Source organism: Arthrobacter sp. G.S.26, from assembly GCF_050847375.1.
Classification (GTDB): Bacteria; Actinomycetota; Actinomycetes; order Actinomycetales; family Micrococcaceae; genus Arthrobacter.
This window is the reverse complement of sequence record NZ_CP193752.1, coordinates 1,622,514-1,647,119: the sequence shown is the minus strand read 5'-3', so window position 1 is coordinate 1,647,119 and position 24,606 is coordinate 1,622,514. Positions and strand designations below refer to the sequence as shown.

Here is a 24,606-nt window from a genome sequence, read left to right as displayed (position 1 = left end):
ACCCTACTTCAGGAAGTCGGGGACATCCAGGTCATCCGAGCGGCTGCCGGTCATGTCCGGCTCCACCACGGACGGCAGGTCCACGTCGAAACCGGAGTCGGCCGGGACGGCGCTGGGACGCTGCTGGCCCCAGTTGCCCAGGCCGGCAGCGCCGACGCCCGCGTGCACGGGCTGGACGTTGGTGTGGTGGTTGCCGGCGGTGGGCGCCTGGGCGGGTGCGGCAGCGGGGGCTGCCGGGCGCTGCGGGGCGACCTGGGCCTGCGACTGGTCCATGGACGGCGAGGTGGCCTTGACGTCGTCGAAGCCGGCCGCGATGACCGTAACGCGGGCTTCGTCACCGAGGGCGTCGTCGATGACGGCGCCGAAGATGATGTTGGCTTCGGGGTGTGCCACTTCCTGCACCAGGCGGGCTGCCTCGTTGATTTCGAACAGGCCGAGGTCGGAGCCGCCCTGGATGGAGAGCAGCACGCCGTGGGCGCCGTCGATGGATGCTTCCAGCAGCGGCGATGCGATGGCCAGTTCCGCGGCCTTCACGGCGCGGTCCTCGCCACGGGCGGAGCCGATGCCCATCAGCGCCGAGCCTGCACCCTGCATCACCGACTTGACGTCGGCGAAGTCGAGGTTGATCAGGCCGGGGGTGGTGATGAGGTCGGTGATGCCCTGGACGCCGGACAGCAGCACCTGGTCAGCGGAGCGGAAGGCGTCAAGCACCGAGACGTTGCGGTCGCTGATGGACAGCAGGCGGTCGTTGGGGATCACGATGAGGGTGTCGACTTCGTCGCGGAGGGCGTCGATGCCGGCCTCGGCGGAGCCCGCACGGCGGCGGCCTTCGAAGGTGAACGGACGGGTCACAACGCCGATGGTCAGGGCGCCCAGGGACCGCGCGATGCGGGCCACTACGGGCGCGCCGCCGGTTCCGGTGCCGCCACCTTCGCCGGCGGTCACAAAGACCATGTCCGCGCCGCGGAGGACTTCTTCAATCTCGTCGGCGTGGTCCTCGGCGGCCTGCTTGCCCACCTCGGGGTTGGCGCCGGCGCCAAGGCCGCGGGTGAGTTCGCGGCCGACGTCGAGCTTGACGTCGGCGTCACTCATCAACAGCGCCTGGGCGTCCGTGTTGATGGCGATGAATTCGACACCACGGAGGCCCACATCGATCATGCGGTTGACTGCGTTTACGCCACCGCCGCCGATGCCGACGACTTTGATGACGGCCAAGTAGTTCTGCGGAGCTGCCACGTTACGTGTCCCTTGTTCGTGTCTTTTTTGTTCGTGTGTACTGCGAAGTTTGCTGCGAAAGCTGATGGAGGACTTGAATCCTGAAACCTTAACCTTCGTGTTGAAGGTTATAGTTATGTCAAGTAACTCATGTCTGGAACGGTATTTCCTCTGGTTCCCACATTCAATAACCGGGTCCGCGTGTCGGATTAATACCCGAAAGAAAGCGCCTCATCGCGTCACGGGGTGGCGCGGGACACTGACGTCATAGACCTTGACCGGGTTTTTGGGATCCACGGGGGCCTTCAGCAGGGCAGCCAGGACCTTGGCTTTGAGCTCCTTCTCCGACGCGTTGCCCCACACAATGGTCTGGCCGTCCACCAGCTTCAGTTCCACCGCGTCCACCGACTGGGCGGACGCGTTGGAGAGCTTGGCCAGGACGTCGGCGGGCAGCGCCGCCAGCACGTTGGCGGTGGCCAGGAAGAGGTCCTGGCCGATGGTGCCCGCTCCCCCGTCGATCACGGGCAGGGCGACGGACGCGGGGTCGGCTGTGGTGGCCAGCCGGACGCCGTCGACGTCCACCAGCTGGTACTGCTCGCCCTGCTTCACCAGCGCCACGGGAACCCGCTCACGGACTGTTACGGCAAGGCCCGACGGCGGCCGGGCCAGGATGGCGACGGATTCCACCTGCACCAGTGGTTCCAGCAGCCGGGAAACTTCTTCCTTGCTGATCTGGGGCAGCGGTTTGCCCTGCAGCGGTGACAGGGCGGCCTGCACCTGGTCCGGCGCCAGCAGCTTGGTCCCGGACACGCTGACCTCGCGGAGCGCCAGGATCGGGGAGTAGATGGCTGCGGCCAGCACCACGGCCACCAGCACAGCGATGGTGGACACTGCCACCAGCAGGTTACGGCGGCGCCGCTTGCTTTTGGGCTCCGGGAACGCCACCACGTTGGCAGCGGTTCCTGCACCGTTGGACTGGTGCCGCGCACGCCGCCAGCCAGGCAGCGCCAGGCGTGCCGCCCGGGCCGGCTTTCCGGAACCGGGTGCGGCGGGCACGGGCGCGCCGGGCACGGAAGCGCCCGGAGCGGGGAGGCTCCGGGAGGCCGAGATGATGTCTGCAGCGGGCTTGGCCGCTGCAGGCCGAACTGCCTCCTGCTGGCCGGTATCCTCCTGGCTGCCGGGGTCGGGGCGTCCGGCAGGGCGCCCCGGGTTGCCTGGGCCGCCGGCCCGGTTCGCAGAGGTGTAGGTGGGCCGGCGGGAGCTAGGCACGCAGGGCCTCGACAATCCGGGCACCGTACGCCGTGACGTCGCCCGCACCGGCGGTGAGCACAATGTCACCGGGAGCCGCGGCGGCCGCCAGGGCAGCGGCGGCATCGGCTGCTTCAACCAGCCGGCCGCCCGGGCCCAGGTGGTCCGCGATCAGCTGGCTGGTGACACCCGGGATGGGGTCCTCGCGGGCCGGGTAGATGTCCAGGACAAGCGCCGTGTCGGCGAGGTTGAGCGCCCCGGCGAACTCGGCAGCGAACTCGCGGGTGCGGGAAAACAGGTGCGGCTGGAACAGGACGTGCACCTTGTGGGCGCCCGCCACGCTCCTGGCCGCCGTCAGCGCCGCCCGGACTTCGGTGGGATGGTGGGCATAGTCGTCAAACACACGCACTCCCCCGGCTTCGCCCTTGAGCTCGAAGCGCCGGGAAGCGCCGGCGAAGTGGCCCAGGGCCGAGGCCGCGGCTGCGGGGTCCACGCCCAGCTCCAGGGCCACCGCGAAGGCTGCCGCCGCGTTCAGGGCGTTGTGCCTGCCGGGTACCTGCAGGGCCAGGTCGAACCGGCCGGCCGGGGCAGACACGGACACCTGGCCGGGACCGCCGTCGTGCAGCTGCAGGTCCGCCTCCGCGCCGGTGCCGTAGAGGAAAACCCGGGTGTTGCCCCGCTGCCGGGTCCGGTCCGCCAGCGCCAGCGCACCGGCGTCGTCCGCGCAGGCGATCAGGACGCCGTCCGCCGGCAGCAGTGCGGTGAAGCTGTCGAAGGAGGCGTAAACGGCCTCGGGCGTGCCGTAGTGGTCCAGGTGATCGGGCTCGACGTTGGTGACTACGGCGATCTGCGGCCGGTAGTTCAGGAAGGACCCGTCGGACTCGTCAGCCTCGGCCACAAAGATCCCGGACGAGCCGTGCGCGGCGTTGACGCCGAGTGCCGGGACGTTGGCGCCGATTGCGAACGTGGGGTCCAGGCCCGCGCCTTTCAGCAGCACCGCGACCATGGAGGTCGTGGTGGACTTCCCGTGTGTCCCGGCCACTGTCACCACGGTGTCCGCGCCCATGATGGCGGCCAGGGCCTGGGAGCGGTGCAGGACGGGCAGGCCGGCCTCCCGGGCGGCGGCGAGTTCGGGGTTATCGGCCCGGATGGCGGAGCCGGCCACAACCGTCTGGGCGTCACCCAGGTTGCCGGCCGCGTAGCCCACTCCGATCCGGGCGCCGGCGGCGGCAAGGTCCGCCATCACGGGCAGGTCCTTGGCATCGGAGCCGCTGACGGGTATCCCGCGGGCCACCATGATCCGTGCCACGGCGGACATGCCCACGCCGCCGATGCCGATGAAGTGGGTCCGGCCCAGGGTGGCAGGGCCGGTGGGGACGTCGATGCTCATGCGGAGACCGCTTCCAGGACGAGGCCGGCCATGCGCTGGTCGGCGTTGCGGATGCCAAGCTGGTGGGAACTGGCGGCCATGGCGGCCAGCCGTGCGGGATCGGTGGCCAGCGGGATCAGTTCCCGCTCCACCCAGCCGGGCGTGAAGTCCCGGTCAGGGACCAGGACCGCGCCGCCGGCCTTGACGAGCCCGGCAGCGTTGAGGGCCTGCTCGCCGTTGCCGATGGGCAGCGGCACCAGGACGGCCGGGACGCCAACGGCGGCTGCCTCACAGACGGTTGCGGCTCCCGAGCGGGCCAGCAGGAGGTCAGCGGCGGCGTACACCAGTTCCATGCCGGCCACGTATTCCACCTGCCGGTACCCGGCTGCAGCGAGGGGCTGCCCGGAGCTGCCTGCCACGGTCTTGCCGCGGCCGGTGATGTGCAGGGTCTGGATGCCGGCCGCAGCCAGTGTGCCGACTGCTGCCGCGATGGTCCGGTTGATGCTTTGCGCGCCGGAGGATCCCCCGGTGACGATGAGCGTGGGCAGGTGCGGGTCCAGTCCCAGCGCCGTCCGCGCATCGTGCCGGGCGGCGGCGCGGTCCAGGCCGGAAATTTCGGTGCGCATGGGCATCCCCACGTGCACGGCGTGGCGCAGCGGGGTGCCCTCGAACGCCACCGCGACCCGTTTGGTCAGCTGCGCACCCAGCCGGTTGGCCAGGCCGGGCCGGGCGTTGGCTTCATGGATCACAATCGGTACGCCCCGGCGTCGGGCTGCCAGGTACAGCGGCGTGCAGACATAACCGCCCACCCCCACCAGGACATCCGCCCCGGACTTGTCCAGGATCTCCCCTGCCTGCCGCACTGCGCCGGCCAGGCGGGCTGGAAGGCGCAGCAGGTCCAGGGAGGGCCGCCGCGGAAACGGCACCCGGTCAATGGTGGCAAGTTCCACGCCGGCGGCGGGTACCAGCCGGGTTTCCATCCCGGCGGGGGTACCGACGGCGAGGATGGCCGCGCCGGGCGAGGCGGCCCGGAGGGCAGCGGCGATGGCCAGGAGCGGGCTGATGTGGCCGGCAGTACCGCCACCCGCCAGGACGATGGATGGGTTTGTCGGAGTCATCGGTGGTTAGGCACGCTTCCTTGCAGTCTTCTTTTTGGCGGCGGTGTCTTTCGCCGTTTTGGCCTTCAGCTTCAGCATCCGGCGGGGCCGGATGGCGGGCGCCATCTGTTCCCTCGCCAGGGAGAGCACCACGCCGATGGCGCAGAGTGACATCAGCAGGGCCGAGCCGCCGTAGGAGATGAACGGCAGCGGCACGCCGATGACGGGCATCAGCCCGGTCACCACCGACATGTTGACGGTGGCCTGGCCCAGCAGCCACACCATGATGGTGCCGGCCAGGACGCGGTGGAACATGTCCTCCTGCGCCACGACCACCCGGTAGATGGCGGCGCCGAGGATGGCGAAGAGGATGAGGACGACGACGGTGCCCACCAGGCCGAGTTCCTCGCCGATGATGGCGAAGATGAAGTCGTTGTGGGCTTCGGGGATCCAGCTGTACTTTTGCCGGCTCTGGCCCAGCCCCACACCGAACCAGCCACCGGAGGCCAGGCCGTACAGGCCGTTCGTGGCCTGGTAGTTGGCGTCGGTGCCGTTGGCGCAGGTCTCGCCGGTCCACCAGGACGTGATGCGGCACATCCGGTTGGAGCTCGTCACGGCCATCAGCGCGGTTCCGGCAGCTGCGGCCAGACCGGCGATCCCAAAGAGGTACAGGGGTACGCCGGCAAAGAACAGCGCCGCTGCCGCAATCATCATGATGATCATGGCGGTGCCAAGGTCGTTGCCGATCAGGACCAGCCCGATCACGATCGCGGCCATGGGGACGGCCGGGATGGCCACGTGCTGCCAGCGGCTGAGCAGCCTGCCCTTCATGGCCAGCACGGTGGCCATCCACAGCGCCAGTGCCAGTTTCGAGGCCTCTGAGGGCTGGAACGTGATGCCGCCCAGGTCGATCCAGTTTTTGTTGCCGTTGATTTCGCTGCCCACTACCTGGACCAGGGCCAGCAGGACCACCGCGGCGCCTACCCCTGGCCACGCCAGGCGTTTCAGCCACACCACGTTGATCCGGGAAAGTACAAACATGGTGAACATGCCGATGGCCGCGAACACCCCCTGCTTCAGGGCGTCGCCGTACGGCGATTTCCCGGCGGCAATGGATTCGACGCTGGACGCGGACAGGACCATCATGATCCCGATGGCTGTCAGGGCCAGGGTGGATCCGAGGATCAGGTAATACGTGGACCCGTTCCGGGACGTACCGGTACCTTCAAGGGCGGACCAGAACCTGCGGTAGGCGGACCGCAGCCGGCCGGGAAGGGATACCGCCGGACGGGCCGTGGCACCGGTTTTTGCCGCTTTGGGCGCTGCGCCCTGCCGGGTTCCGGCCGGAGACTGCCGGGCCTGGGGGTTCCGGGCATGGCTTTTTTTGGCCTGCGGCCGGGTGGGCGTGCTGACCATTGTTACTCCTCGCCGGTCCGGGCCTGCCCCTCCACCAGCCCGCGGACAGCTTCAATGAAGGCGCCGCCACGGTGAGCATAGGAAGAGAACTGATCCATGGAAGCAGCTGCCGGGGCCATCAGCACAGTGTCGCCGGAGACGGCCACCTGCGCTGCTGACGCGACGGCCAGGGACATCACCTCTTCCCCGGACACGGGGCCGGCCGGACCAGGGGTCCGCTCCGCCGCAGCAGTCTGCACCCCTTCAGTGTGACCCGGCAGCGCGGGGATCATGGGGACATCCGGCGCGTGTCGCCGGAGGGCCTCAACGAGGGCCGAGGTGTCGGTTCCAATGAGCACCACGGCCTTGAGCCGCTTCGCGTTCTCACGGACCAGGTGGTCATAGCTGACGCCTTTGGAGAGGCCACCGGCGATCCACACCACGTTGGTGAAGGCTGCAAGGGAGGCGGCAGCGGCGTGCGGGTTGGTGGCCTTGGAATCGTTGATCCAGAGGATTCCGTTCTGCCGGGCCACGGGCTGGATGCGGTGGTCACCGGGGACGTAGTCGCGGATGCCCTGGCGGACCGCCTGCTGATCCACGCCGTAGGCCCGGACCAGGCCGGCTGCGGCCAGGACGTTGGCCACCATGTGCCGGGGTGCAAGTTCGCCGAGGTCGCTCATGGAAGCCAGTTCCGCGGCGCTGTCCCTGCGCCCTTCGATGAATGCACGGTCCACCAGCAGCCCTTCCACCACACCGAGCATGCTGACGGCCGGGGTGACGGTGGTGAATCCCACGGCGCGGCAGCCTTCAACCACGTCGGCGTTTTCCACCATCCGTTCGGTTTCGATCTGTTCCGCGTTGTAGATGCAGGCTTTGACGGTGCGTTCGTAGACTTTGGCTTTGTCGGCCAGGTAGGAGCCGTAGGAGCCGTGCCAGTCCACGTGGTCCTCGGCGACGTTGAGGCAGACGCTGGCGATGGGCGACAGGGATTCGGACCAGTGCAGCTGGAAGCTGGACAGTTCAACGGCAAGGACGTCATATTCCACCGGGTCCCGGAGCGCGTCCAGGATGGGGGTGCCCACGTTTCCTACAGCGAGGGCCTTGAGGCCGGCGGCGCGCAGCATGGATTCAGTCAGGCCCACCGTGGTGGTTTTGCCGTTGGTGCCGGTGATGGCAAGCCAGTCAGCGGTCGTCCGGCCCTCGCGGACCCGCACCCGCCAGGCAAGTTCAACGTCGCCCCATACCGGAATGTGGGCGCGCGCTGCGGCGGCGAGCAGGGCCTGGTCGGGACGCCAGCCCGGCGAGGTGACAATCAGTTCCGGCAGTTCGCCGTCGATCCTTGGAATGCTGGTGACGGCGTCCTCACCCAGCAGGACATCCACCGCGCCCACGATCCGGAGCGTGTCGGCCTGGGCCAGGGCGGTTTCGCTGGTGGCGGCATCAACCACCACCACGCGGGCCCCGAGCTCGATCAGGGTGTCGGCCGCGGCGAAGCCGGAGACGCCGATTCCGGTGACGGCAACACGCAGTCCGGACCAGTCGGAGTCCCAGGAGACCAGGGAGTTGAGCCGGGGGGAAACGGTCACAGCAGCACGACCCATTCAGCGTAGAAGATGCCCAGGCCTACGGCGACGAACAGGCCGCAGAGGATCCAGAAGCGGACCACCACTGTGACTTCCGCCCAGCCCTTGAGCTCGAAGTGGTGCTGCAGCGGTGCCATCTTGAAGACACGTTTGCCGCCAGTGGCTTTGAAGTAGCCCACCTGGATGATGACAGAGAGGGTGATGATGACGAAGAGGCCACCGATGATGCCCAGCAGCAGTTCGGTGCGGGACAGGATGGCGAAGCCGGCAACGGCACCGCCGATGGCCAGGGAGCCGGTGTCCCCCATGAAGATTTTGGCCGGTGAGGTGTTCCACCACAGGAAGCCCACCAGGGCGGCGCTGAGGATGGCAGCCAGCAGCGCCAGGTCCAGGGGGTCACGGACGGAGTAGCAGCCGCTGCCGGCCTCGCGGGGCGAGCCGCAGGCCTGGTTGCTCTGCCAGATGCCCATGAGGGTGTACGCCCCGAAGACCATCACGGAGGCGCCCGCGGCCAGTCCGTCGAGGCCGTCAGTGAGGTTCACGCCGTTGGTGGCGGCGGTGACAATCAGGTTGGACCAGACCACAAAGAGGATGGCGCCAAGGACGGTGCCGCCGAACGCAAGGTCCAGCCAGGGCAGGTCGCGCACCAGGGAGATTTTGGTCGACGCCGGCGTCAGCCCGTTCTCGTCCGGGAAGTTCAGTGCCAGGACGGCGAAGATGATGCCCACCGCGGCCTGGAGGATGAGTTTGGCTTTGGCGTCCAGGCCCAGGCTGCGTTGGCGCGAGATCTTGATGAAGTCGTCCAGGAAGCCCACCAGTCCCATGCCCACCATCAGGAAGAGCAGGATCAGGGCGGACGCTGACGGTCCGGGCGAGTCGGGGTTCATCATCAGCATGATGAGATGCGTGAGCCCGTAGCTCAGGAGCACCGCCGCGACCACCACGGTGCCGCCCATGGTGGGCGTGCCGCGCTTGGTGTGGTGCGAGGTGGGTCCGTCATCACGGATGAACTGGCCGTAGCCGCGGCGCACCAGGAGCCGGATGAAAAGTGGGGTCCCTACGAGGGCGAACAGCAGGGCAAGGCCCGCACCGATCAAAAGTGCAATCACGGCAGAGTGCTCCTTTCATCGGCGTTTTGCTGGGTTTGTGGGGGTAATGCTATCCGATCGCCCAGATGGCGAAGCCCCACGCTGTTGGAGGACTTGAACAGGACCAGGTCGCCGGGTTTGAGTTCGTGGTTGAGCAGTTCGTAGGCCTCTTCGGCGTTTTCAGTGAAGATGCATTCGTCCCCCCAGGATCCTTCCTGGACGGCGGAAACGTAGAGGGCGCGGGCCTCCCGGCCCACCACCACCAGTCGGGAGATGTTGAGCCGGACCACCTGCGTGCCCACGGCCGTGTGCTCGCGGATGGAGTCCGGTCCCAGCTCCAGCATGGCGCCCAGGACAGCCCAGGTCCGGCGGCCCCGGCCCAGGTCGGCCAGGGTGCGCAGTGCGGCCCGCATGGACTCCGGGTTGGCGTTGTAGGCGTCGTTGATGATGGTGACGCCGTCGGCGCGTTCGGTCCGCTCCATGCGCCAGCGGCTGGCGGCTGACTGGCTGCCCAGGGACGCGGCAATGGCTGCTGCGGGGATTCCGGCGGCATGCGCGGCCGCGGCGGCGGCGAGCAGGTTCGTTACGTGGTGGGCGCCGATGAGCTGGCTGCTGACGTGCAGCGGGGCGTCTTCGCCGGGGAGCTGCAGCTCGAATTCCGGGTTGCCGGCGGCGTTGGTGTCGGCGTCGAGGGCCTGCACTGCGGCATCCGGCCGGCCTTCGGCGGAGAACCCCAGCACCGTGGCGCCGGTGCGGTCCTGCATGGCGGCGACCCGGCCGTCGTCGAGGTTGATGATGGCTGTTCCTGCGGCGGACAGGCCTTCGACCAGTTCGCCCTTGGCGCGGGCGATGTTTTCCACGCCGCCGAATTCGCCGGCGTGGGCTGTTCCCACGCCCAGGACAACGCCGATATCAGGCTTGACCATTTCGGCGAGGTAGCGGATGTGGCCAACGCCGGTGGCGCCCATTTCGATCACCAGGTAACGGGTGCCGGCGTCGGCGCGGAAGACCGTCAGGGGCACTCCGACCTCGCCGTTGAAGGAACCCTGCGGCGCCACGGTATTTCCGGCAGCGGAGAAGATTCCTGCCAGCAGGTCCTTCGTGGTGGTTTTGCCGGCCGAGCCGGTGATGCCAACCACCGTCAGTTCCTCGCCGGCGGCTGCGCGGGCAGCCCGGATCCGGCGGACAGCCTCGGCGGCCAGCGCACCCATCGCCAGGACGGCGTCCGCCACCTGGACCGAGGGGTACACCGTGCCGTCGGGGGCGACGGCGGGGCGTTCGACAAGGGCGAGGGTGGCTCCGGCAACAAAGGCCGCGCCAATGAAGTCGTGCCCATCAGCGTGTTCGCCGGGTTTGGCGACGTAGAGCGAACCCGGTGTGGCGTCGCGTGAATCCGTCACCACCGACAGCGGCGTGGTTCCGGGATCGGCGGCCAGGCGCCCGTTAGTGATGTCGGCGATTTCCGCCGCAGTAAGTGCAATCATGTCGGTCTAGGACTCTATCCGGTCGTCTTGGAGAACGTTGAATCCCCTGGCTGTCAAGGCGTTGCGCAGTTCCACCCTGTCGTCGAGGGCGATGTTGACGCCCTGGACCTCCTGCCACACCTCGTGGCCGCGGCCCGCGACAAGGATGGTGTCCTGCGGTCCGGCGAGTTCCACGGCGCGCCGGATGGCTTCGTCGCGGGGGTGGATCTCGAGGATTTCGCAGGGCAGCGAGCCGCCGTCGCGGGCGGCCACGGCGCCGGCCAGGACATCAGCCCGGATGGCTGCGGCGTCCTCGTCGTGCGGGTCGTCGTCGGTGATGATCACGGTGTCGGCGAGCCGGGCTGCGATGGCGCCCATGGCGGGGCGTTTCCCTTGGTCGCGTTGCCCGGTGGCGCCGAAGACCACAATCAGTTTTGCGCCTTCCTCCCCCGGGCGCACGGCCTCGCAGGCACGGGCCAACGCGTCGGTGTTGTGGGCAAAATCAACCACAGCCGCCGGACGTTCGGAGATGAGCTGCATCCGGCCCGGGACGGCAACGGTGAACGGGTCCCGGGAATCAAGGGCAGCCTGGACCGTGGCGGCGTCGACTCCTGAGGCCAGGACCATCACCACGGCGAGGGCGGCGTTGGCCACGTTGAATCCGCCCGGCAGGCCGGTGTGGACCTGGAGGGTGGCGTTGCCGGGGCCGGTGAGGGTGAAGTCGGTGCCCAGGCCGCGGGCTGTGGTGGCAGTGATGGTCCAGTCCGCTGCGGCTCCGGGGCGGGTCGCGAGGGTGGTTGTGGGGATGGCTGCCGTGGCGGCGAGCCGGCGGCCCCACTCGTCGTCCACCGTCACCACGGCCCTGCCGGCCCTGGCCGGGGTGAAGAGGTCGGCTTTGGTGGCGAAGTAGTCGTCCATGGTGTGGTGCAGGTCCAGGTGGTCCTGGGTGAGGTTGGTGAATCCGGCCACGTCGAAGCGGACCCCATCCACGCGCTGGAAGGAGATGGCGTGGGAGGACACCTCCATGGCCGCGGCTTCAAGGCCCCGCTCGCGCATGAGTGCCAGCAGGGCGTGCACGTCGGTGGATTCCGGGGTGGTGAGCAGGCTGGGGATGGGCTCCCCGCCGGCAACGATCTCGATGGTGCCGATCAGCCCCGTGGTGCGGCCCAGGGCGCGCAGCAGCGAGGTGATGAAGTAGGTGGTGGTGGTTTTGCCGTTGGTGCCGGTGACGGCGAACAGCTCGGGCGCGGTCCCGTCGGTGGGCTGGCTGCCGTAAACCATTGCGGACAGGGGTCCCACCACGTTCCGGGGATGGTGGACCACCAGGACGGGGACCGGAGTGTCGGCGGCGAGGGCCAGGAGCCTGGCGCCGGCGTCGTCGGTGAGGACGGCGGCAGCGCCGGCGTCGATGGCCTGGGACACAAAGTCCGCACCGTGCCGGGTGGCCCCGGGGAGGGCGACGTACAGGTCGCCGGCTTCCACGGCGCGGGAGTTCAACGAGACTCCGGTGACAGCCACGTCAGCGGAGGCGCCGGGTACGGCCACGCCCAGCGCGTCGCCGATGGTTGCCAGGCTGACCGGGACAACGGTGGAGGGGCGGAACGGCGACCGGCCGGCCTGCGGGTCCGGGGCCGGGCCGCCGGACGGGGTGAACTCTGACAAGGGATCTCCGATGGTGCTAGGGGTGCCCGCCGCGTTCAGGCCGGCCGGCCGGGCCGGCTGTTGGTGCCGGGGAATTACTTGGCGAACTGGGGCAGCCTTGCCGGCTCACCCGTGGACGGCTGGACGTTGTAGGTGCGCAGCGCCTGGCTCATGACGGACCGGAAAACCGGGCCGTTGGTGATGCCGTAGATGCTGCCCTTGGGCCGCTGCAGGACCACCTCAACAATAAACCGGGGATCGTCCATCGGCGCCATCCCCACCATCGAGGCGGTGTAGCCGCAGTAGCCGGACTTGCCGTCGTCGCACGGCGATTCCGAGGTGCCGGTCTTGGCGCCGACGCGGTAGCCGTCAATGCCGGCGTCCTTGATCTGGCCTTCGGTAACCGCGCTTTCCAGGATGTCCTGGACCTGCTGTGCCGTGTTGTTGGATACCACCTGGCGGGAGGGTTCGGCCGGAACCTTTTCCTCGGTCCCATCAGGGGAAACATAGGAATCGATGAGCCGTGGCTGAAGCATGACGCCGTTGTTGGCGATGGTCTGGAAGGCCCGGACGGTCTGCAGTGTTGACTGCGAAACTCCCTGCCCGAAAAGGACTGTGTATTCCTGCCGACCGTCCCATTGGTCGGCTGGAGTCAGGATGCCTGAGGCGGTGGCGGGCAGGCCGATATCGGGGGCTTCGCCGATCCCGAATTTCTTCAGCCAGTCGTACCGCTGGTCTTTGGACAGCTGCTGGCCGGCCATCACGGTTCCCGTGTTCATGGAGTAGCCAAGGATCCCGGCGAGCGTCCGCTCCTCGGTGCCGTGGGAGAAGGAGTCTGTGAATGTCTGCCCGTCCACGGTGTAGGAGGGCGGGAGCGTATATTCGCTCAAGGGGTTGGCTTTGCCCTCGTCAATGAGGGCTGCTGCGGTAATCATCTTCTGGACCGAACCCGGTTCGTAGGCGGCTGTGACGGAGCGGACGCCGCGGTCCTTCGCAGCCACCAACCCGGGGTTGTTGGGGTCGGGTGCGTTGGTGTCGGCCATGGCCACGAGGTTGCCGGTCTTGGCGTCCATCACAATGATGACGCCCCACTCGGCGCCCAGCTTGTCCGACTGGCTTTGGATGGCCTGCTGGGCGAAGTACTGCAGGTCCGAGTTCAGGGTGAGCTTGACGTCCTTGCCGTCCTCCGGCGGGGTCAGTTCGTCAAAGCCCACGGGAATCCGGAGCCCGTCTGCGCCTTCCTCGTACAGTCGTTTGCCGTCGGTGCCCTTCAGCAACCCGTCCTGGGTCTGTTCGATACCGGCCTGGCCGGTGGTTCCGTCCTGGAGGAAACCCACGATCCCGCCGGCCACGGAGCCGTTGGGATAAACACGCTTGCTGACACCCTGGCTGACAAGCCCGGGAATCTGAAGCTGGGAGATGCGGTCCTCGTCCTCGGGTTTGACCTCTTTGGCGACAACGTAGTACTTCTTGTCCCCCGTCAGTGCTTCCCTGACGGCAGCGGGTTCCATGCCAAGGGCGGTGGCGAGTTCGTTGATGCCTTGGTCCCGGCTGACGGTAACCAGCTTGGGTTCGCCGTCGACAGTATCCAGGCGCCGGAAGTTTTCCGTGGCGGTGTTCAGCACCTGGTCCACCACGATGTCATAGCGGATCACGCTGTTGGCAAGGACGGTCCCGTTGGAGTCCAGGATGCTGCCGCGTTCTGCGGGCAGGGTGGTCTGGGTCATGCGCTTGTCCAGGGCGGCCTCGGCGATACCGCCAACGTCCAGGCCCTGGACCAGGAAGAGCTTGCCGCCCACCACCAGGAGCAGGGCGAGCATGATGCTCAGGCCCAGCCGCAACCGTTTGGTGGCGTTGGGGGCTTTGCCTGCCAGTGCTTTTCCGGTCTTCTGCGCCACCTGCGATATTCCTTGCTGCTCGACCGTCGTGCCTGTCTGTCCTACGTTACTGCCCGGGGGCCTTCTGCTGGGGAGCCGGCACGGACCCGCCGTTCAACTCCACTTTCGGGGCGGCCGGCGCTGCCGCGGCGGGCTTCTCCACCGGCGCAACCGCGGCCGGTGCGGCTTCGGCAGGTTTCCGGCTCTCCAGCGGCTCACCCTTAGTGGCCGGCGGCACCACAATCAGCTGTCCGGCAACGGCCGGCGCCGGTATCACGGCACCTTCCGTGGTGCCCTTCACGGCCGGGGTGGCCTTACCCGTAACGGTGAGCGTGGACAGGTCGATCTGGCCCTGGACAGTGGAAGCCACCATGCCGAGGTCCTTCGCTTTGGCCGCAAGGTTCTGCGGCGCCTCGAAGTTCTGCACCTGCTGGGTCAGGTCCTGGTTTTCCTTGGTGAGTTTGCTCTGCGTGGCGCGCAGTTCCACCAGCTGGTACTGCGAGGTGGACACCGAAATGTTCAGGACCAGCACAGCCACCAGGGCAACGGCCAACAGTGCGAAGCAGAGGACCACAAACGGGGCCCGGCGTTTACGGGGCACCGTCCTGACCACTGAGAGCGGTGTGCGCTCCCGCCGCTTTTCGCCGGGCTTTGCAGCGGGCACGCCGGCGCCGGCTGACCTGCCGCTGACGGCGGGAAAGTTCTTGACGGCGGCGGTGCTCATGCAGCTCTCCTGGCTCGGATACGTTCCGCTGCCCGCAGTCTTGCTGAAGCGGCGCGGGGGTTTTCAGCGATTTCGACGGCGGTGGGCACCTCGGTGCCTTTGGTCAGGGTCTTCAGTTCAGGCTTGTGTTCCTCAAGTTCCACGGGGAAGCCGAGGGGCGCCGAGGATTTGGAACGGGACTGCAGGACGCCCTTGACGATTTTGTCCTCCAGCGAGTGGTAGGACATCACCACCAGGCGGCCGCCCATGGCCAGTGCATCGGCGGCAGCCGGGACGGCCCGTTCAAGCACTTCGAGTTCCTCGTTCACTTCGATCCGCAGAGCCTGGAACGTCCGCTTGGCGGGGTGCCCGCCCGACTTGGCCGCAGCGGCGGGGACCACGGAGCGGATCTGTTCCACCAGTTCGCCGGTGGTGCTGAACGCCTTGACGGCACGTGCGGCCACAATCCGGTTGGCAATGCGGCCGGCAAACTTTTCCTCACCCCATTTGCGGATGATCCGGACCAGTTCGTCTTCGCTGTAGTTGTTAACGACGTCGGCAGCGGTCTGCCCGCGGCTGGTGTCCATGCGCATGTCGAGGGGCGCGTCAAAGGAGTAAGCGAAACCCCGTTCGCGTTCGTCCAGCTGCAGGGACGAGACGCCGAGGTCCATCAGGATTCCGGAAACGTTTGCGACGCCGAGATCCGCCAGGACGTCCGCGATCTCGTCGTAGACGGCGTGGACCAGGTCGGTCCGGGCCGAGAAGGGAGCCAGCCGCTCCCCCGCCAGCGCCAGGGCCTCTTCGTCGCGGTCGATGCCGATGAGGTGAAGGTCCGGGAACCGCTGCAGCATGGCTTCCGAGTGCCCGCCCATGCCAAGCGTGGCATCGATGGCCACGGGCGTTTCGCCGCGGAGCCGGGCAGCTTCGAATCCGGGTGCCAACAAATTAATGCACCGGTCCTTGAGGACCGGCACATGGCGTTCGGACGTGGGCTTGGGGTGTTCGTTCATGCCTCGTCCTTTCTCGCCGTTGGTACTGCTGATTGCTTCTTGGTCTGGATCCCCATCCGCGCCTACCGTCCTGCCCGCCTGGCTCCGGGGAAGTGAGCCAGGTTGGCCGGTCGACGGGCCGGCTGGAGATCCCGATCAAGAAGCGTTCCTGCTGTCCGCCCGGGATCCTAAAGAATGCCCGGGATCGGATCATCAGTTTCGGAGAACGCTGTTTCCTTCTCCGCGAGGTACTCGTTCCATGCCTGGGCGTCCCAGATCTCCGCGCGGGATCCTGCACCTATGACGGCCAGTTCCCTGCCAAGACCTGCGTACTCCCGAAGCGCCGGGGGGATGGTGACCCGCCCCTGCTTGTCCGGTACCTCATCCGAGGCTCCAGAGAGAAAAACACGGATGTAGTCACGGGCCTGCTTGGAGGAAATTGGTGCCTCCCGCATCTGCTCGTGAACCCGCGCAAACTCCTTCTCGCTGAAAACGTAGATGCAACGTTCCTGGCCCCTTGTCAGCACCAGTCCGCTGGCAAGCTCCTCACGGAACTTAGCGGGAAGAATAACCCGGCCCTTTTCATCCAGACGCGGCGAATGTGTGCCAAGAAACATTGGCCCACCGCCTGTCTGCTGTCAGGAACTGCACATCCCCTATGTTGCAACTACCCTCTTATGTCCTCCACATTACTCCACTTTCCACCACAGTCAACGCAAAACGCTCCACCTGAGGGGTGGAACCGGGTCCCGTTGGCTCCACCTGCCGCGTTTTTGCGCCGGTGGTGCGAAGTGGAGGCTTCAGGGCACGGAGCCGGGCTGCGAACCGCTGGGAAGAGGCGTGGCGCGAACCGCTGGGAAGAGGCGTGGCGCGAACCGGCTCCGGAGGATCGCTGATCCGGCGCTTAAACGCCAAAAGGCCCGCCGAAGCGGGCCTTTTGCTGCACCCGCCGGATGGCGGGGGCAAAGTGGAGGGGACAGGGTGGCGGTGGCCAAACGTGGAGTGCCGGTCCTGGGACCGGCATACCGGCCTAGGGTTCGCCGCGGCGCCGTTCGTCCCAGCGCTCTTCGAGGCTGTTCATAAACGAGCTTCGCTGCTTCCCGGGCTTGGGGCTGCCTGCCTTGTTGCCGGCTTTGGCCGCGGCCGAGCTGCGCATCGTCGCGAAGTAGACACCGCCGCCCATAACGATGAAGCCCAGCACACCCAGAATGATGTTTTGCAGGGTCACGCCCACCAACAGCAGGAAGATCCCTGCCAACGTGCACAGGACGCCGATAACGACGTGCCTGGTTGACCAGGAGCGTCCTGGATCCGACCCCATGGAGTTTGCAAACTTGGGGTCATCCTCGTGAAGCTGCTTTTCCAGCTGCTCAAGCAGCTTTTGTTCGTGCTCCGACAGCGGCATCACGACCTCCTTTACTAGGCCAACGTCCGGTCTGGTCCCAGCCAGTACTCTGTATCCATCAACGACTGGGGTGCCTGGAATGTTCCCGCCGTGCCGTCGATGGCAGTAGCGGGGACCAGGCACGCAGCCCACGGAGCGGGAGCATGTCCAAGAGGGTCCGGCAGTAAGTCCATTCACTCAAAAACTATGTAGTAATAAGGATAGTTTGTTGGGGCCCGATCTGAAAGACGGCAATGACTTTCCAACCGGCTGCATCCCGGACAGTTAGCTTGCGGGTTCCCCACCGGCGTCCGGTTCCATCAATCGGGCCGGCAGGACGGACTTGTTGCCGAATTTCCGGGTGACCTGGTCCAGGACCTGTTCGGCCGCCCGCCAGTTGTCATCCCGGCGGTCAAAGCTCAATTGCAGCGACGTCCGTGCGGCATCCTCAAGCTGTTCCGCCCTGACCCCCACCAGCCTGACGGTCATGGGCCGCTCCCCCACCGATTCCAGCAGCTGCAGGGCCACCGCGTAGATGAGTTGCGCACTGTCGACCGGCGTTTGGACGGTGCGGCTTCGGGTGATGGTGGAGAAGTCGGCGAACCGCAGCTTCAGGGCGACAGTGCGGGCCACCATCCCCGCACTGCGCAGCCGGCCTGCCGTGCGGTGTGCCAAGCGCAGGATCTCCCGGTGGAGGAGGGCGTCGTCCGCGGTGTCCACGGCGAAGGTCTCCTCCGCGCCGATGCTCTTCTCCAGCCGCGTGGGGGTGACCGGGCGGGCGTCAATGCCCCACGACAGGTTGTGGACGTGTTCGCCGGTGGCCCCGAGGGTCCGCTTGAGGGTGGCCACTGGCGTGGCGGCCACATCCGCCACGGTCCTGATCCCCATGTTGGCCAGGACGTCGGCGGTCTTGGCGCCTACGCCCCACAGGGCGCCCACCGGAAGGCTGTGCAGGTAGGCCACGGTCTGGTCCGGGCCGATCATCAGCAAACCGTCGGGTTTGCATCGGGTGGAGGCAATTTTGGCAACGAACTTTGTTTCGGCGATCCCCACGGAGGCGGTGATCCCGAGCTCGGCGGCCACGCGGCGGCGGATCAGTTCGCCGATGCCCCGGGGCGGGCCGAGGCGGCGCAGGGCCCCAGTGACGTCCAGGAACGCCTCGTCCACGCTGAGCGGCTCAACCAGGTCCGTGACGGATTCGAAGATGGCCATCAGCTGGGCCGAGACCTCGTAGTACAGCTTGTGTCGGGGTTCAATCACCACGGCCTGCGGACACATCCTCATGGCCACGGCCATGGGCATTGCTGATTTGACGCCGAAGGCCCTGGCCTCGTAGGAGCCTGAGAGGACCACCGAACGTTCGCCGGGGAATCCCACGATCACCGGCCTGCCCACAAGTTCGGGCCGTGTCCGCAGCTCGACGGAAACAAAAAAGGCATCCATGTCCACGTGCATGATGCACTGGCGCCGGCGGCCCGTGGCGGCTGGCTGCACCGGCTGGTCCCTACCCTGTTGCTGCACGGCTGTAATCCTATCCGCTGGTACTGACTAAACTGGAGGCTGCATCCGGTATCAACACCAGGAGGAACGCCCCTGTGACGGTCTTTGGAAGACTTCGAACCACTGGCCTGGCCGCCGCTGCGGCCGGCGCCGCGCTGGCCCTGGCGGCCTGCAGCCCAACACCGTCGGGGTCCCCCGCTCCCAGCCCTTCCGATTCCTCGCCGGCTGCCGCCGAAACCGCTGCAACTGCGCCGCCCAGCCCGTCGGCGTCGCCCAATACCTCCGCCACCGTGGGCGCCCTGGTGGCGGGGTTCCCGCAGCAGCTGCTGCCCCTTATGCCGCAGGCCACTGTCCAGTCAAGCAGCTTCGACAAGGCCTCCACCCTGGCCACCGTTGGCCTGGTGGCCACCGTGAACGCGCCGGCTGCCGCCGTCGTGGATTTCTACACCAAGGCGCTGGAGCCGCAGGGCTTCAAAGCCGTCCCGGGCGATGCCGTCGCCGGCCAGCCGTCCAAGGACTTCGTGCGCGGCGACAACGAGACCGTTAACCTCTCCGTGGTGGAGAAGGCCGGCGTGAGCACCTTCACCATCGGCGCCAACGTCGCAGCCGGGTCCGCCAAGTGACGGCGGCCGAGCAGCTTCGCAATGAGCAGGCCGACTTCGTGGCGGCTGTGGCCGGGGAGCTGACAGCGTTCCTCACGTCGCGGCAGTCAGTGATGTCCGCCATCTCCCCGGACATCGACCCCATTATGGGGGCCATCTCCAACCTCGTCACCGGCGGAAAGCGCCTGCGGGCCCTCATGTGTTACTGGGGCTGGCGCGGCGCCGGCGGCGATCCCGCCGCCGCTGAGGTGGTCACGGCGGGAGCTGCGCTGGAGCTTTTCCAGGCCGCCGCCCTGATCCATGACGACATCATCGACCGGTCCGATACGAGGCGCGGCGGACCCAGCGTGCACCGCAGCTTCAGCCAGCTGCACGGTGCCCAGGGTTGGGCACTGGACAGCGAACGCTTCGGACAGGCCGCCGGTATCCTCGCCGGGGACCTGTGCCTTTCGTTCAGCGAGGAAGCCTTCACGGACATCGGCGAGCGGGCGGCTGCCGGCAGCCGGGCCAGGCTCATCTTCAACCTGATGCGCGCCGAGGTCATGGCCGGGCAGTACCTGGATATCCTCGAGGAGGTGGCCGGCCCGGTCCGGGACCGGGCCGGGGCAGTCAGCCGGGCGCACTCCATCATCAGGTTCAAGAGCGCCAAATATTCCACCGAACATCCGCTGGCCCTGGGCGGCGCCCTGGCCGGTGCGTCGAACGAGCTGCTGCGGGGCTATTCGGCCTTCGCGCTGCCGCTGGGTGAGGCCTTCCAGCTCCGCGATGACGTCCTGGGCGTCTTCGGCGATCCGCTGACCACCGGCAAACCTGCCGGCGACGACCTTCGCGAAGGCAAGCGGACGGTCCTGGTGGCCCTCGCCCTGGACCAGGCCTCAGAAGCCGAATCCGCGTTCATCGACTCCCGCCTGGGCAGCCAGGACCTTTCCGACGAAGACATCCTGGAGATCCGCAGGATCATTGAGGAGTCCGGTGCGCTGCAGGCAACCGAGGTGCTGATCAACGAATTCGGGGCGGCGGCTTTTGACGCCCTCGAGGCCCTGGACCTGGACGAGCTGCCCAAGACGGCGCTGCGGCGGCTGGCCGAGGCCACCGTCAGCCGCGCGTCCTGAGGGAATGTGCCGTTACCAGGCCAGGGTCTGGGCCCGGCGCCGGATTTCGGTCTTCCGGCCCTCGCGGAGGGCGTCGATGGGACGCCCGCGCAGTGATTCGTCCGGGGTAAACAGCCAGATGATCAGGTCCTCATCGGAGTACCCTGCGTCGGCCAGGACCACGATGGTCCCCTTGAGGCTGTCCACCACCAGGCCGTCCTGGATAAAAGCCGCGGGGACCGAGCGGATGCGCCGCGCACCGACCCTGAGCGCGGCCAGGGACCGTTCATCGAGCAGGCTGTGGACCCTGGTGATGGAAATATCCAGCAACTGGGCGACGTCGGGCAGGGGCAACCATTCGCCCACAAGGTTTTCTACATTACTCACTGACCAAGATTGCCATGCCGCGTACCGTGCCGCCTAGTCGGAACCGCCGCCGCTGCCCCGGCCCGCGGACACACCAGGAATTTCCGCGTTACGGCAATTACCGGAATTCTTGTGCTAATCCCGGATTCATGAGAGATTCACACTGATCACACTGGTAACAGCAATAACTTGACTAACATTAGTATCAAATATGACAACGGCCTCCCCACCGTTGAAAGCCGTTATGACCCCCCGCAGTGAGAAGAGGATCCATTCCATGACGACGTTCCGTCCGCGCAAGCACTCCACCAGGCCGAGTCTGCCGATGATTGCCGCCACCACCGCGGCACTGCCCGCGGTTGTTTTGTCGTCCCTTGCACTCGCGCAGCCGGCGGCCGCCGAGCAGCCTGCCCGCGCCATCCCCGCCACCCTCGCAGCGGCGCTGAAGGCCCAGGCCGCACAGGTGGCAACAATCATCCCCGCCGCCGCCGTGCCTGCCGCTATTCCTGCCCTGCGCCCCGCCGCGCCGGCAGTACCCGCCGAGTACACCATTGCGCGTGGCGACACCATCAGCGCCGTGGCCGGCCGGTACGGCCTGGGCACCAACGAGGTGCTGGCCCTGAACAACCTGCAGGCCAACACGATCATCTACCCCGGCCAGAAGATCAAGCTCCCCGGCTCCGCGAAACCGGCCACCCCGGCCGCAGCCCCGGCTGCGCCGGCAGCCGCGCCGTCCACCGGAGCCACGTACACGGTCAAGCCCGGCGATACGCTCGGCGCCATCGCTGCCCGGCACAACGTGAGCCTGTCCAACGTGTTCAGCTGGAACAACCTGGGCATGAATTCGATCATCTACCCGGGCCAGAAGATCAAGGTGGGGGCAGGCGGCGCGCCCGCAGCCGCCCCGGCCCCGGCAGCCCCGCTGGCCAACACGTCCGCCACGTCGCCTGCTTCGGGCCAGTACACCATCAAGGCCGGCGACACGCTCTGGGCCATCGCTTCCCGGAACGGCGTCAGCCTGGCCAGCCTGCTGACCGCAAACCGGTTGAACGCCAGTGCCATCATCTACCCCGGCAGCAAACTGGTCATCCCGAACGGTTCAGCCCCCGCTGCCGCCGCCCCTGCTGCACCTGCGGCTCCGGCTGCGCCCGCCGCGCCGCTGGTCCCCAGCTCGTTCCTGGGCTTCAGCTACCCGGCCGCTGTGGTGAGCTCAGCCAACGAGAACAAGGCACTCCTGAACGCCTCCCCGGTTCCGTCCCGGGCCGAAATGAAGACCATTGTTGCCGACACGGCCCGGAAGATGGGCGTTGAGCCCTCGCTCGCCCTGGCCTTCGCGTTCCAGGAGTCCAGCTTCGACCACCGTTCGGTTTCGCCCGCCAACGCCATCGGCACCATGCAGGTTATTCCGAGTTCCGGCCAGTGGGCGTCCGACCTGGTGGGACGGAAGCTGAACCTGCTTGACCCGTATGACAACGCCACCGCTGGTGTTGCCATCATCAGGCAACTGCTCGCCACCAGCAGGGACCGCGACTCGGCCATCGCCGGCTACTACCAGGGCCAGTATTCCGTCAGCAAGTACGGCATGTACGACGACACCAAGCGTTACGTCGCCAGCATCAAGGCACACCAGCAGAGCTTCGGCTAGGACTGCGGGCCCGGCTGCCGGGCCCGCATCATGCAGTGCGGACAGGGTCCGGACCGGAATGAGCCGGTTCGGGCCCTTTCCGTTGCGGGATTAGGATCGAGGGATGCAGGAACACGTGTCAGACCCCCTCGTCGGAACGCTGGTGGACAACCGCTACGCGGTGCTGTCCAAGCTGGCGCGCGGCGGCATGTCCACTGTTTACCTGGCCATGGACCAGCGCCTGGAGCGCGAAGTGGCCCTGAAGGTGCTGCACCCCTACCTCTCAGCCGACGAAACGTTCCTTGACCGCCTGGGCCGCGAAGCCAAGGCGGCCGCCAGGCTTTCCCACCCCCACGTGGTGGGCGTTTACGACCAGGGCACCGATAACTCCACGGCGTACCTGGTGATGGAATACATCAAGGGCCACACCCTGCGTGACCTCCTCAACAACAAGGGCCCGCTGCCGCCCCGGCTGGCGCTGGCGCTTATTGATCCCGTGGTGGCCGGCCTCGCCGCCGCCCACGCCGCCGGCTTCATCCACCGGGACGTCAAACCGGAAAATGTGCTGATCGCCGACGACGGCAGGATCAAGATCGGCGACTTCGGCCTGGCCAGGGCGGTAACCACCGCCACCAGCACCGGAGCCCTCATCGGAACCGTGGCGTACCTGTCACCCGAACTGGTCCTCACCAAACCCGCCGATGCCCGGAGCGATGTCTACTCGGTGGGCATCATGCTCTACGAGATGCTGACCGGACGGCAGCCGTTCAGCGGCGAGAGCACCATCCAGGTGGCCTACCAGCACGTTCACGCCACGGTGGGACCGCCGTCGGCGGTTGTTCCGGGCCTTGCCGCCGAAGTGGACGAACTGGTGCAATGGTGCACCGCCAACGACCCCGAGAACCGGCCCGTGGACGCCGCCGCCCTCCTCCAGGAGCTGCGCCACATCCGCACCAACCTCACGGACCCGGAGTTGGACCTGCAGCCCCCGGCCCGCGCCGGACACACCGGCATGCCTCCCGTCCCGGTCCAGCACCCCACGGAGCACATCGCGGCGGCCCACAACCCCACAGAGTTCATTCCCGCGGTACAAAACCCCACCGAATTCATTTCCCAAGGCAGCAATCCAACCACCATCATGCCGCCGTCCCGCCCGCCGGGCGGTCCGGGCGGGCAGGATGCGCAGCGGCCCGGATACGCCGCGCAGCCGGCCTCCCAGCCGGCGGCGTGGGCGGCGCCCGGCTCCGGGCATGCCCTGACGCCGCCCGGCGACCGGGACGACAACCGGCAGGCCGGTCCCTGGGAACCGGTCGCACCGCTGCCCGGCAAACGTGAACAGCGCAGGCTGGATAAGGAGTCGGAGAAGGCCCGGGCACGTGCGGCTGCCACCCCCGTGCGGACCCTCCGCGAGGGCAGCCCCCGCCGCCGCGGCGTCCTGTGGGTGGTCATCCTGGTCATCGCGGCGCTGCTGGCCACCGGGGCAGGCTGGTTCTTCGGTATGGGCCCCGGGGCTGCAGCCAGCATTCCTGCGGTGGCCAACAAGACCGTTGCGCAGGCCCAGCAGATCCTGGACCAGGCTGGCTTCCGCGCCACCACCAGCGATGTTTTTGACGACGACGTCCCCAGCGGGCTGGTGGTGGGCAGCGAGCCGGGTGCCGGCGTCGAAATCCGGAAGTTCCAGCCGGTGTCCCTGTTCGTCTCCAAGGGCCCGCAACTGTTTCCGCTGCCGGATTTCGCCGGCGGCACCCTGGACGAGGCCAAATCCGGACTGAACACGGCGGAAATGGCGCTGGGCGCCGTAACCGAGGCTTTTGACGAAAAAGTGCCGGCCGGCGTGGTGATGAGCCAGGACCCTGCGGGGGGAACAGCGGTGCGGCACGGAACGCCAGTGGCATTGACGGTCTCCAAGGGCCCGCAGCCCCTTCCGGTCCCGTCCGTGGTGGGCCAGAAGGAAGACGCTGCCAAGAAGGCCATCGAAGCGGCCGGGCTGAAGGCAGAGGTGGCCGCCGAGGAGGTCTTCGACGCGAAGGTCCCCGAAGGATCAGTGGCGAGCCAGTCCCCCGCGAACGGCACCCTCACCAGGGGCGGCACGGTCACGCTCACGATCTCCAAGGGGCCGCGCATGGTGGACGTGCCAAGCTTCATCGGCAAACAGGCCTCGGACGCACGGGCAGCGCTGGAGAAGCTCGGTTTCGTTGTTAATGAGGACAAAATCCTTGGCGGCTTCTTTGGTACCGTCCGAGCCCAGGATCCGGTGAACACCAAAGCTCCCTTCGGCTCCGTCATTACACTAACCGTGGTCTAGCCGGACCGGACCGTTAACGGAAAATGCCCGCCAGCCAGGGGTTTCCTGGCCGGCGGGCATTTCTTC

20 protein-coding genes are annotated in these 24,606 nt (G+C 67.4%); 4 read left to right on the top strand and 16 right to left on the bottom strand.

Annotated features, from left to right (window positions below; translation table 11 throughout):
- Positions 1-3 precede the first annotated feature (3 nt).
- The 15 genes from ftsZ to dinB all read right to left on the bottom strand — a co-directional run bounded on the left by ftsZ (position 4) and on the right by dinB (position 18,507).
- Positions 4-1,236, bottom strand: coding sequence for a cell division protein FtsZ (gene ftsZ, locus ACRB8A_RS07485; protein ID WP_050684152.1), 1,233 nt, complete (start codon positions 1,234-1,236; stop codon positions 4-6).
- Between the two features lie 210 nt (positions 1,237-1,446).
- Positions 1,447-2,484 (bottom strand): cell division protein FtsQ/DivIB, encoded by a 1,038-nt coding sequence (locus ACRB8A_RS07480; protein WP_432245906.1) that lies wholly within the window; start codon positions 2,482-2,484, stop codon positions 1,447-1,449.
- Entirely contained in the window at positions 2,477-3,853 is a 1,377-nt protein-coding gene (gene murC / locus ACRB8A_RS07475; protein ID WP_285241822.1) for a UDP-N-acetylmuramate--L-alanine ligase, read from the bottom strand. Before murC ends, ACRB8A_RS07480 begins: the two co-directional genes overlap by 8 nt.
- Positions 3,850-4,950, bottom strand: coding sequence for an undecaprenyldiphospho-muramoylpentapeptide beta-N-acetylglucosaminyltransferase (murG, locus tag ACRB8A_RS07470; protein ID WP_050684149.1), 1,101 nt, complete (start codon positions 4,948-4,950; stop codon positions 3,850-3,852). Before murG ends, murC begins: the two co-directional genes overlap by 4 nt.
- Positions 4,951-4,956: 6 nt before the next feature.
- Positions 4,957-6,345: a putative lipid II flippase FtsW gene (gene ftsW / locus ACRB8A_RS07465; protein WP_285241821.1), complete on the bottom strand. Its 1,389-nt coding sequence runs from the start codon at positions 6,343-6,345 to the stop codon at positions 4,957-4,959.
- 2 nt (positions 6,346-6,347) lie between these two features.
- A complete protein-coding gene (gene murD / locus ACRB8A_RS07460; RefSeq protein WP_285241820.1) occupies positions 6,348-7,925 on the bottom strand; it encodes a UDP-N-acetylmuramoyl-L-alanine--D-glutamate ligase in 1,578 nt (525 codons plus the stop codon).
- Positions 7,907-9,016 (bottom strand): phospho-N-acetylmuramoyl-pentapeptide-transferase, encoded by a 1,110-nt coding sequence (gene mraY, locus ACRB8A_RS07455; protein ID WP_050684146.1) that lies wholly within the window; start codon positions 9,014-9,016, stop codon positions 7,907-7,909. The genes murD and mraY overlap by 19 nt, the downstream gene beginning before the upstream one ends.
- A complete protein-coding gene (locus ACRB8A_RS07450; protein WP_285241819.1) occupies positions 9,013-10,479 on the bottom strand; it encodes a UDP-N-acetylmuramoyl-tripeptide--D-alanyl-D-alanine ligase in 1,467 nt (488 codons plus the stop codon). Before ACRB8A_RS07450 ends, mraY begins: the two co-directional genes overlap by 4 nt.
- Positions 10,480-10,485: 6 nt before the next feature.
- Positions 10,486-12,120: a UDP-N-acetylmuramoyl-L-alanyl-D-glutamate--2,6-diaminopimelate ligase gene (locus ACRB8A_RS07445; protein ID WP_285241818.1), complete on the bottom strand. Its 1,635-nt coding sequence runs from the start codon at positions 12,118-12,120 to the stop codon at positions 10,486-10,488.
- Positions 12,121-12,194: 74 nt separating this feature from the next.
- Positions 12,195-13,997, bottom strand: a complete 1,803-nt coding sequence (locus tag ACRB8A_RS07440; protein WP_050684143.1) for a peptidoglycan D,D-transpeptidase FtsI family protein — start codon at positions 13,995-13,997, stop codon at positions 12,195-12,197.
- 46 nt (positions 13,998-14,043) lie between these two features.
- Positions 14,044-14,700 (bottom strand): hypothetical protein, encoded by a 657-nt coding sequence (locus ACRB8A_RS07435; protein WP_050684142.1) that lies wholly within the window; start codon positions 14,698-14,700, stop codon positions 14,044-14,046.
- Entirely contained in the window at positions 14,697-15,689 is a 993-nt protein-coding gene (gene rsmH, locus ACRB8A_RS07430) for a 16S rRNA (cytosine(1402)-N(4))-methyltransferase RsmH (protein WP_285241817.1), read from the bottom strand. The genes ACRB8A_RS07435 and rsmH overlap by 4 nt, the downstream gene beginning before the upstream one ends.
- A 167-nt stretch (positions 15,690-15,856) precedes the next feature.
- Entirely contained in the window at positions 15,857-16,285 is a 429-nt protein-coding gene (mraZ, locus tag ACRB8A_RS07425) for a division/cell wall cluster transcriptional repressor MraZ (RefSeq protein ID WP_285241816.1), read from the bottom strand.
- A gap of 413 nt (positions 16,286-16,698) precedes the next feature.
- Entirely contained in the window at positions 16,699-17,073 is a 375-nt protein-coding gene (locus ACRB8A_RS07420; RefSeq protein WP_050684140.1) for a DUF3040 domain-containing protein, read from the bottom strand.
- Positions 17,074-17,337: 264 nt separating this feature from the next.
- The gene (gene dinB / locus ACRB8A_RS07415; protein WP_056598858.1) at positions 17,338-18,507 is read right to left on the bottom strand and encodes a DNA polymerase IV; all 1,170 of its coding nucleotides are present in this window, start codon (positions 18,505-18,507) and stop codon (positions 17,338-17,340) included.
- Positions 18,508-18,647: 140 nt separating this feature from the next.
- Between dinB and ACRB8A_RS07410 the strand changes: the two genes are divergently transcribed.
- Complete coding sequence (locus ACRB8A_RS07410; protein ID WP_050684139.1) at positions 18,648-19,175, top strand: hypothetical protein; 528 nt, start codon at positions 18,648-18,650, stop codon at positions 19,173-19,175.
- Positions 19,172-20,266, top strand: a complete 1,095-nt coding sequence (locus ACRB8A_RS07405) for a polyprenyl synthetase family protein (protein WP_050684138.1) — start codon at positions 19,172-19,174, stop codon at positions 20,264-20,266. Before ACRB8A_RS07410 ends, ACRB8A_RS07405 begins: the two co-directional genes overlap by 4 nt.
- Before the next feature lie 12 nt (positions 20,267-20,278).
- Here ACRB8A_RS07405 and ACRB8A_RS07400 read toward each other — a convergent pair whose 3' ends face one another.
- Entirely contained in the window at positions 20,279-20,632 is a 354-nt protein-coding gene (locus ACRB8A_RS07400) for an Rv2175c family DNA-binding protein (RefSeq protein WP_050684137.1), read from the bottom strand.
- Positions 20,633-20,888: 256 nt separating this feature from the next.
- Between ACRB8A_RS07400 and ACRB8A_RS07395 the strand changes: the two genes are divergently transcribed.
- Both ACRB8A_RS07395 and ACRB8A_RS07390 read left to right on the top strand, forming a co-directional pair.
- Positions 20,889-22,256, top strand: coding sequence for a lytic transglycosylase domain-containing protein (locus tag ACRB8A_RS07395; protein ID WP_050684136.1), 1,368 nt, complete (start codon positions 20,889-20,891; stop codon positions 22,254-22,256).
- A 103-nt stretch (positions 22,257-22,359) separates the two neighbouring features.
- Positions 22,360-24,540 (top strand): Stk1 family PASTA domain-containing Ser/Thr kinase, encoded by a 2,181-nt coding sequence (locus tag ACRB8A_RS07390; protein WP_285241815.1) that lies wholly within the window; start codon positions 22,360-22,362, stop codon positions 24,538-24,540.
- The last annotated feature ends 66 nt before the right edge of the window (positions 24,541-24,606 follow it).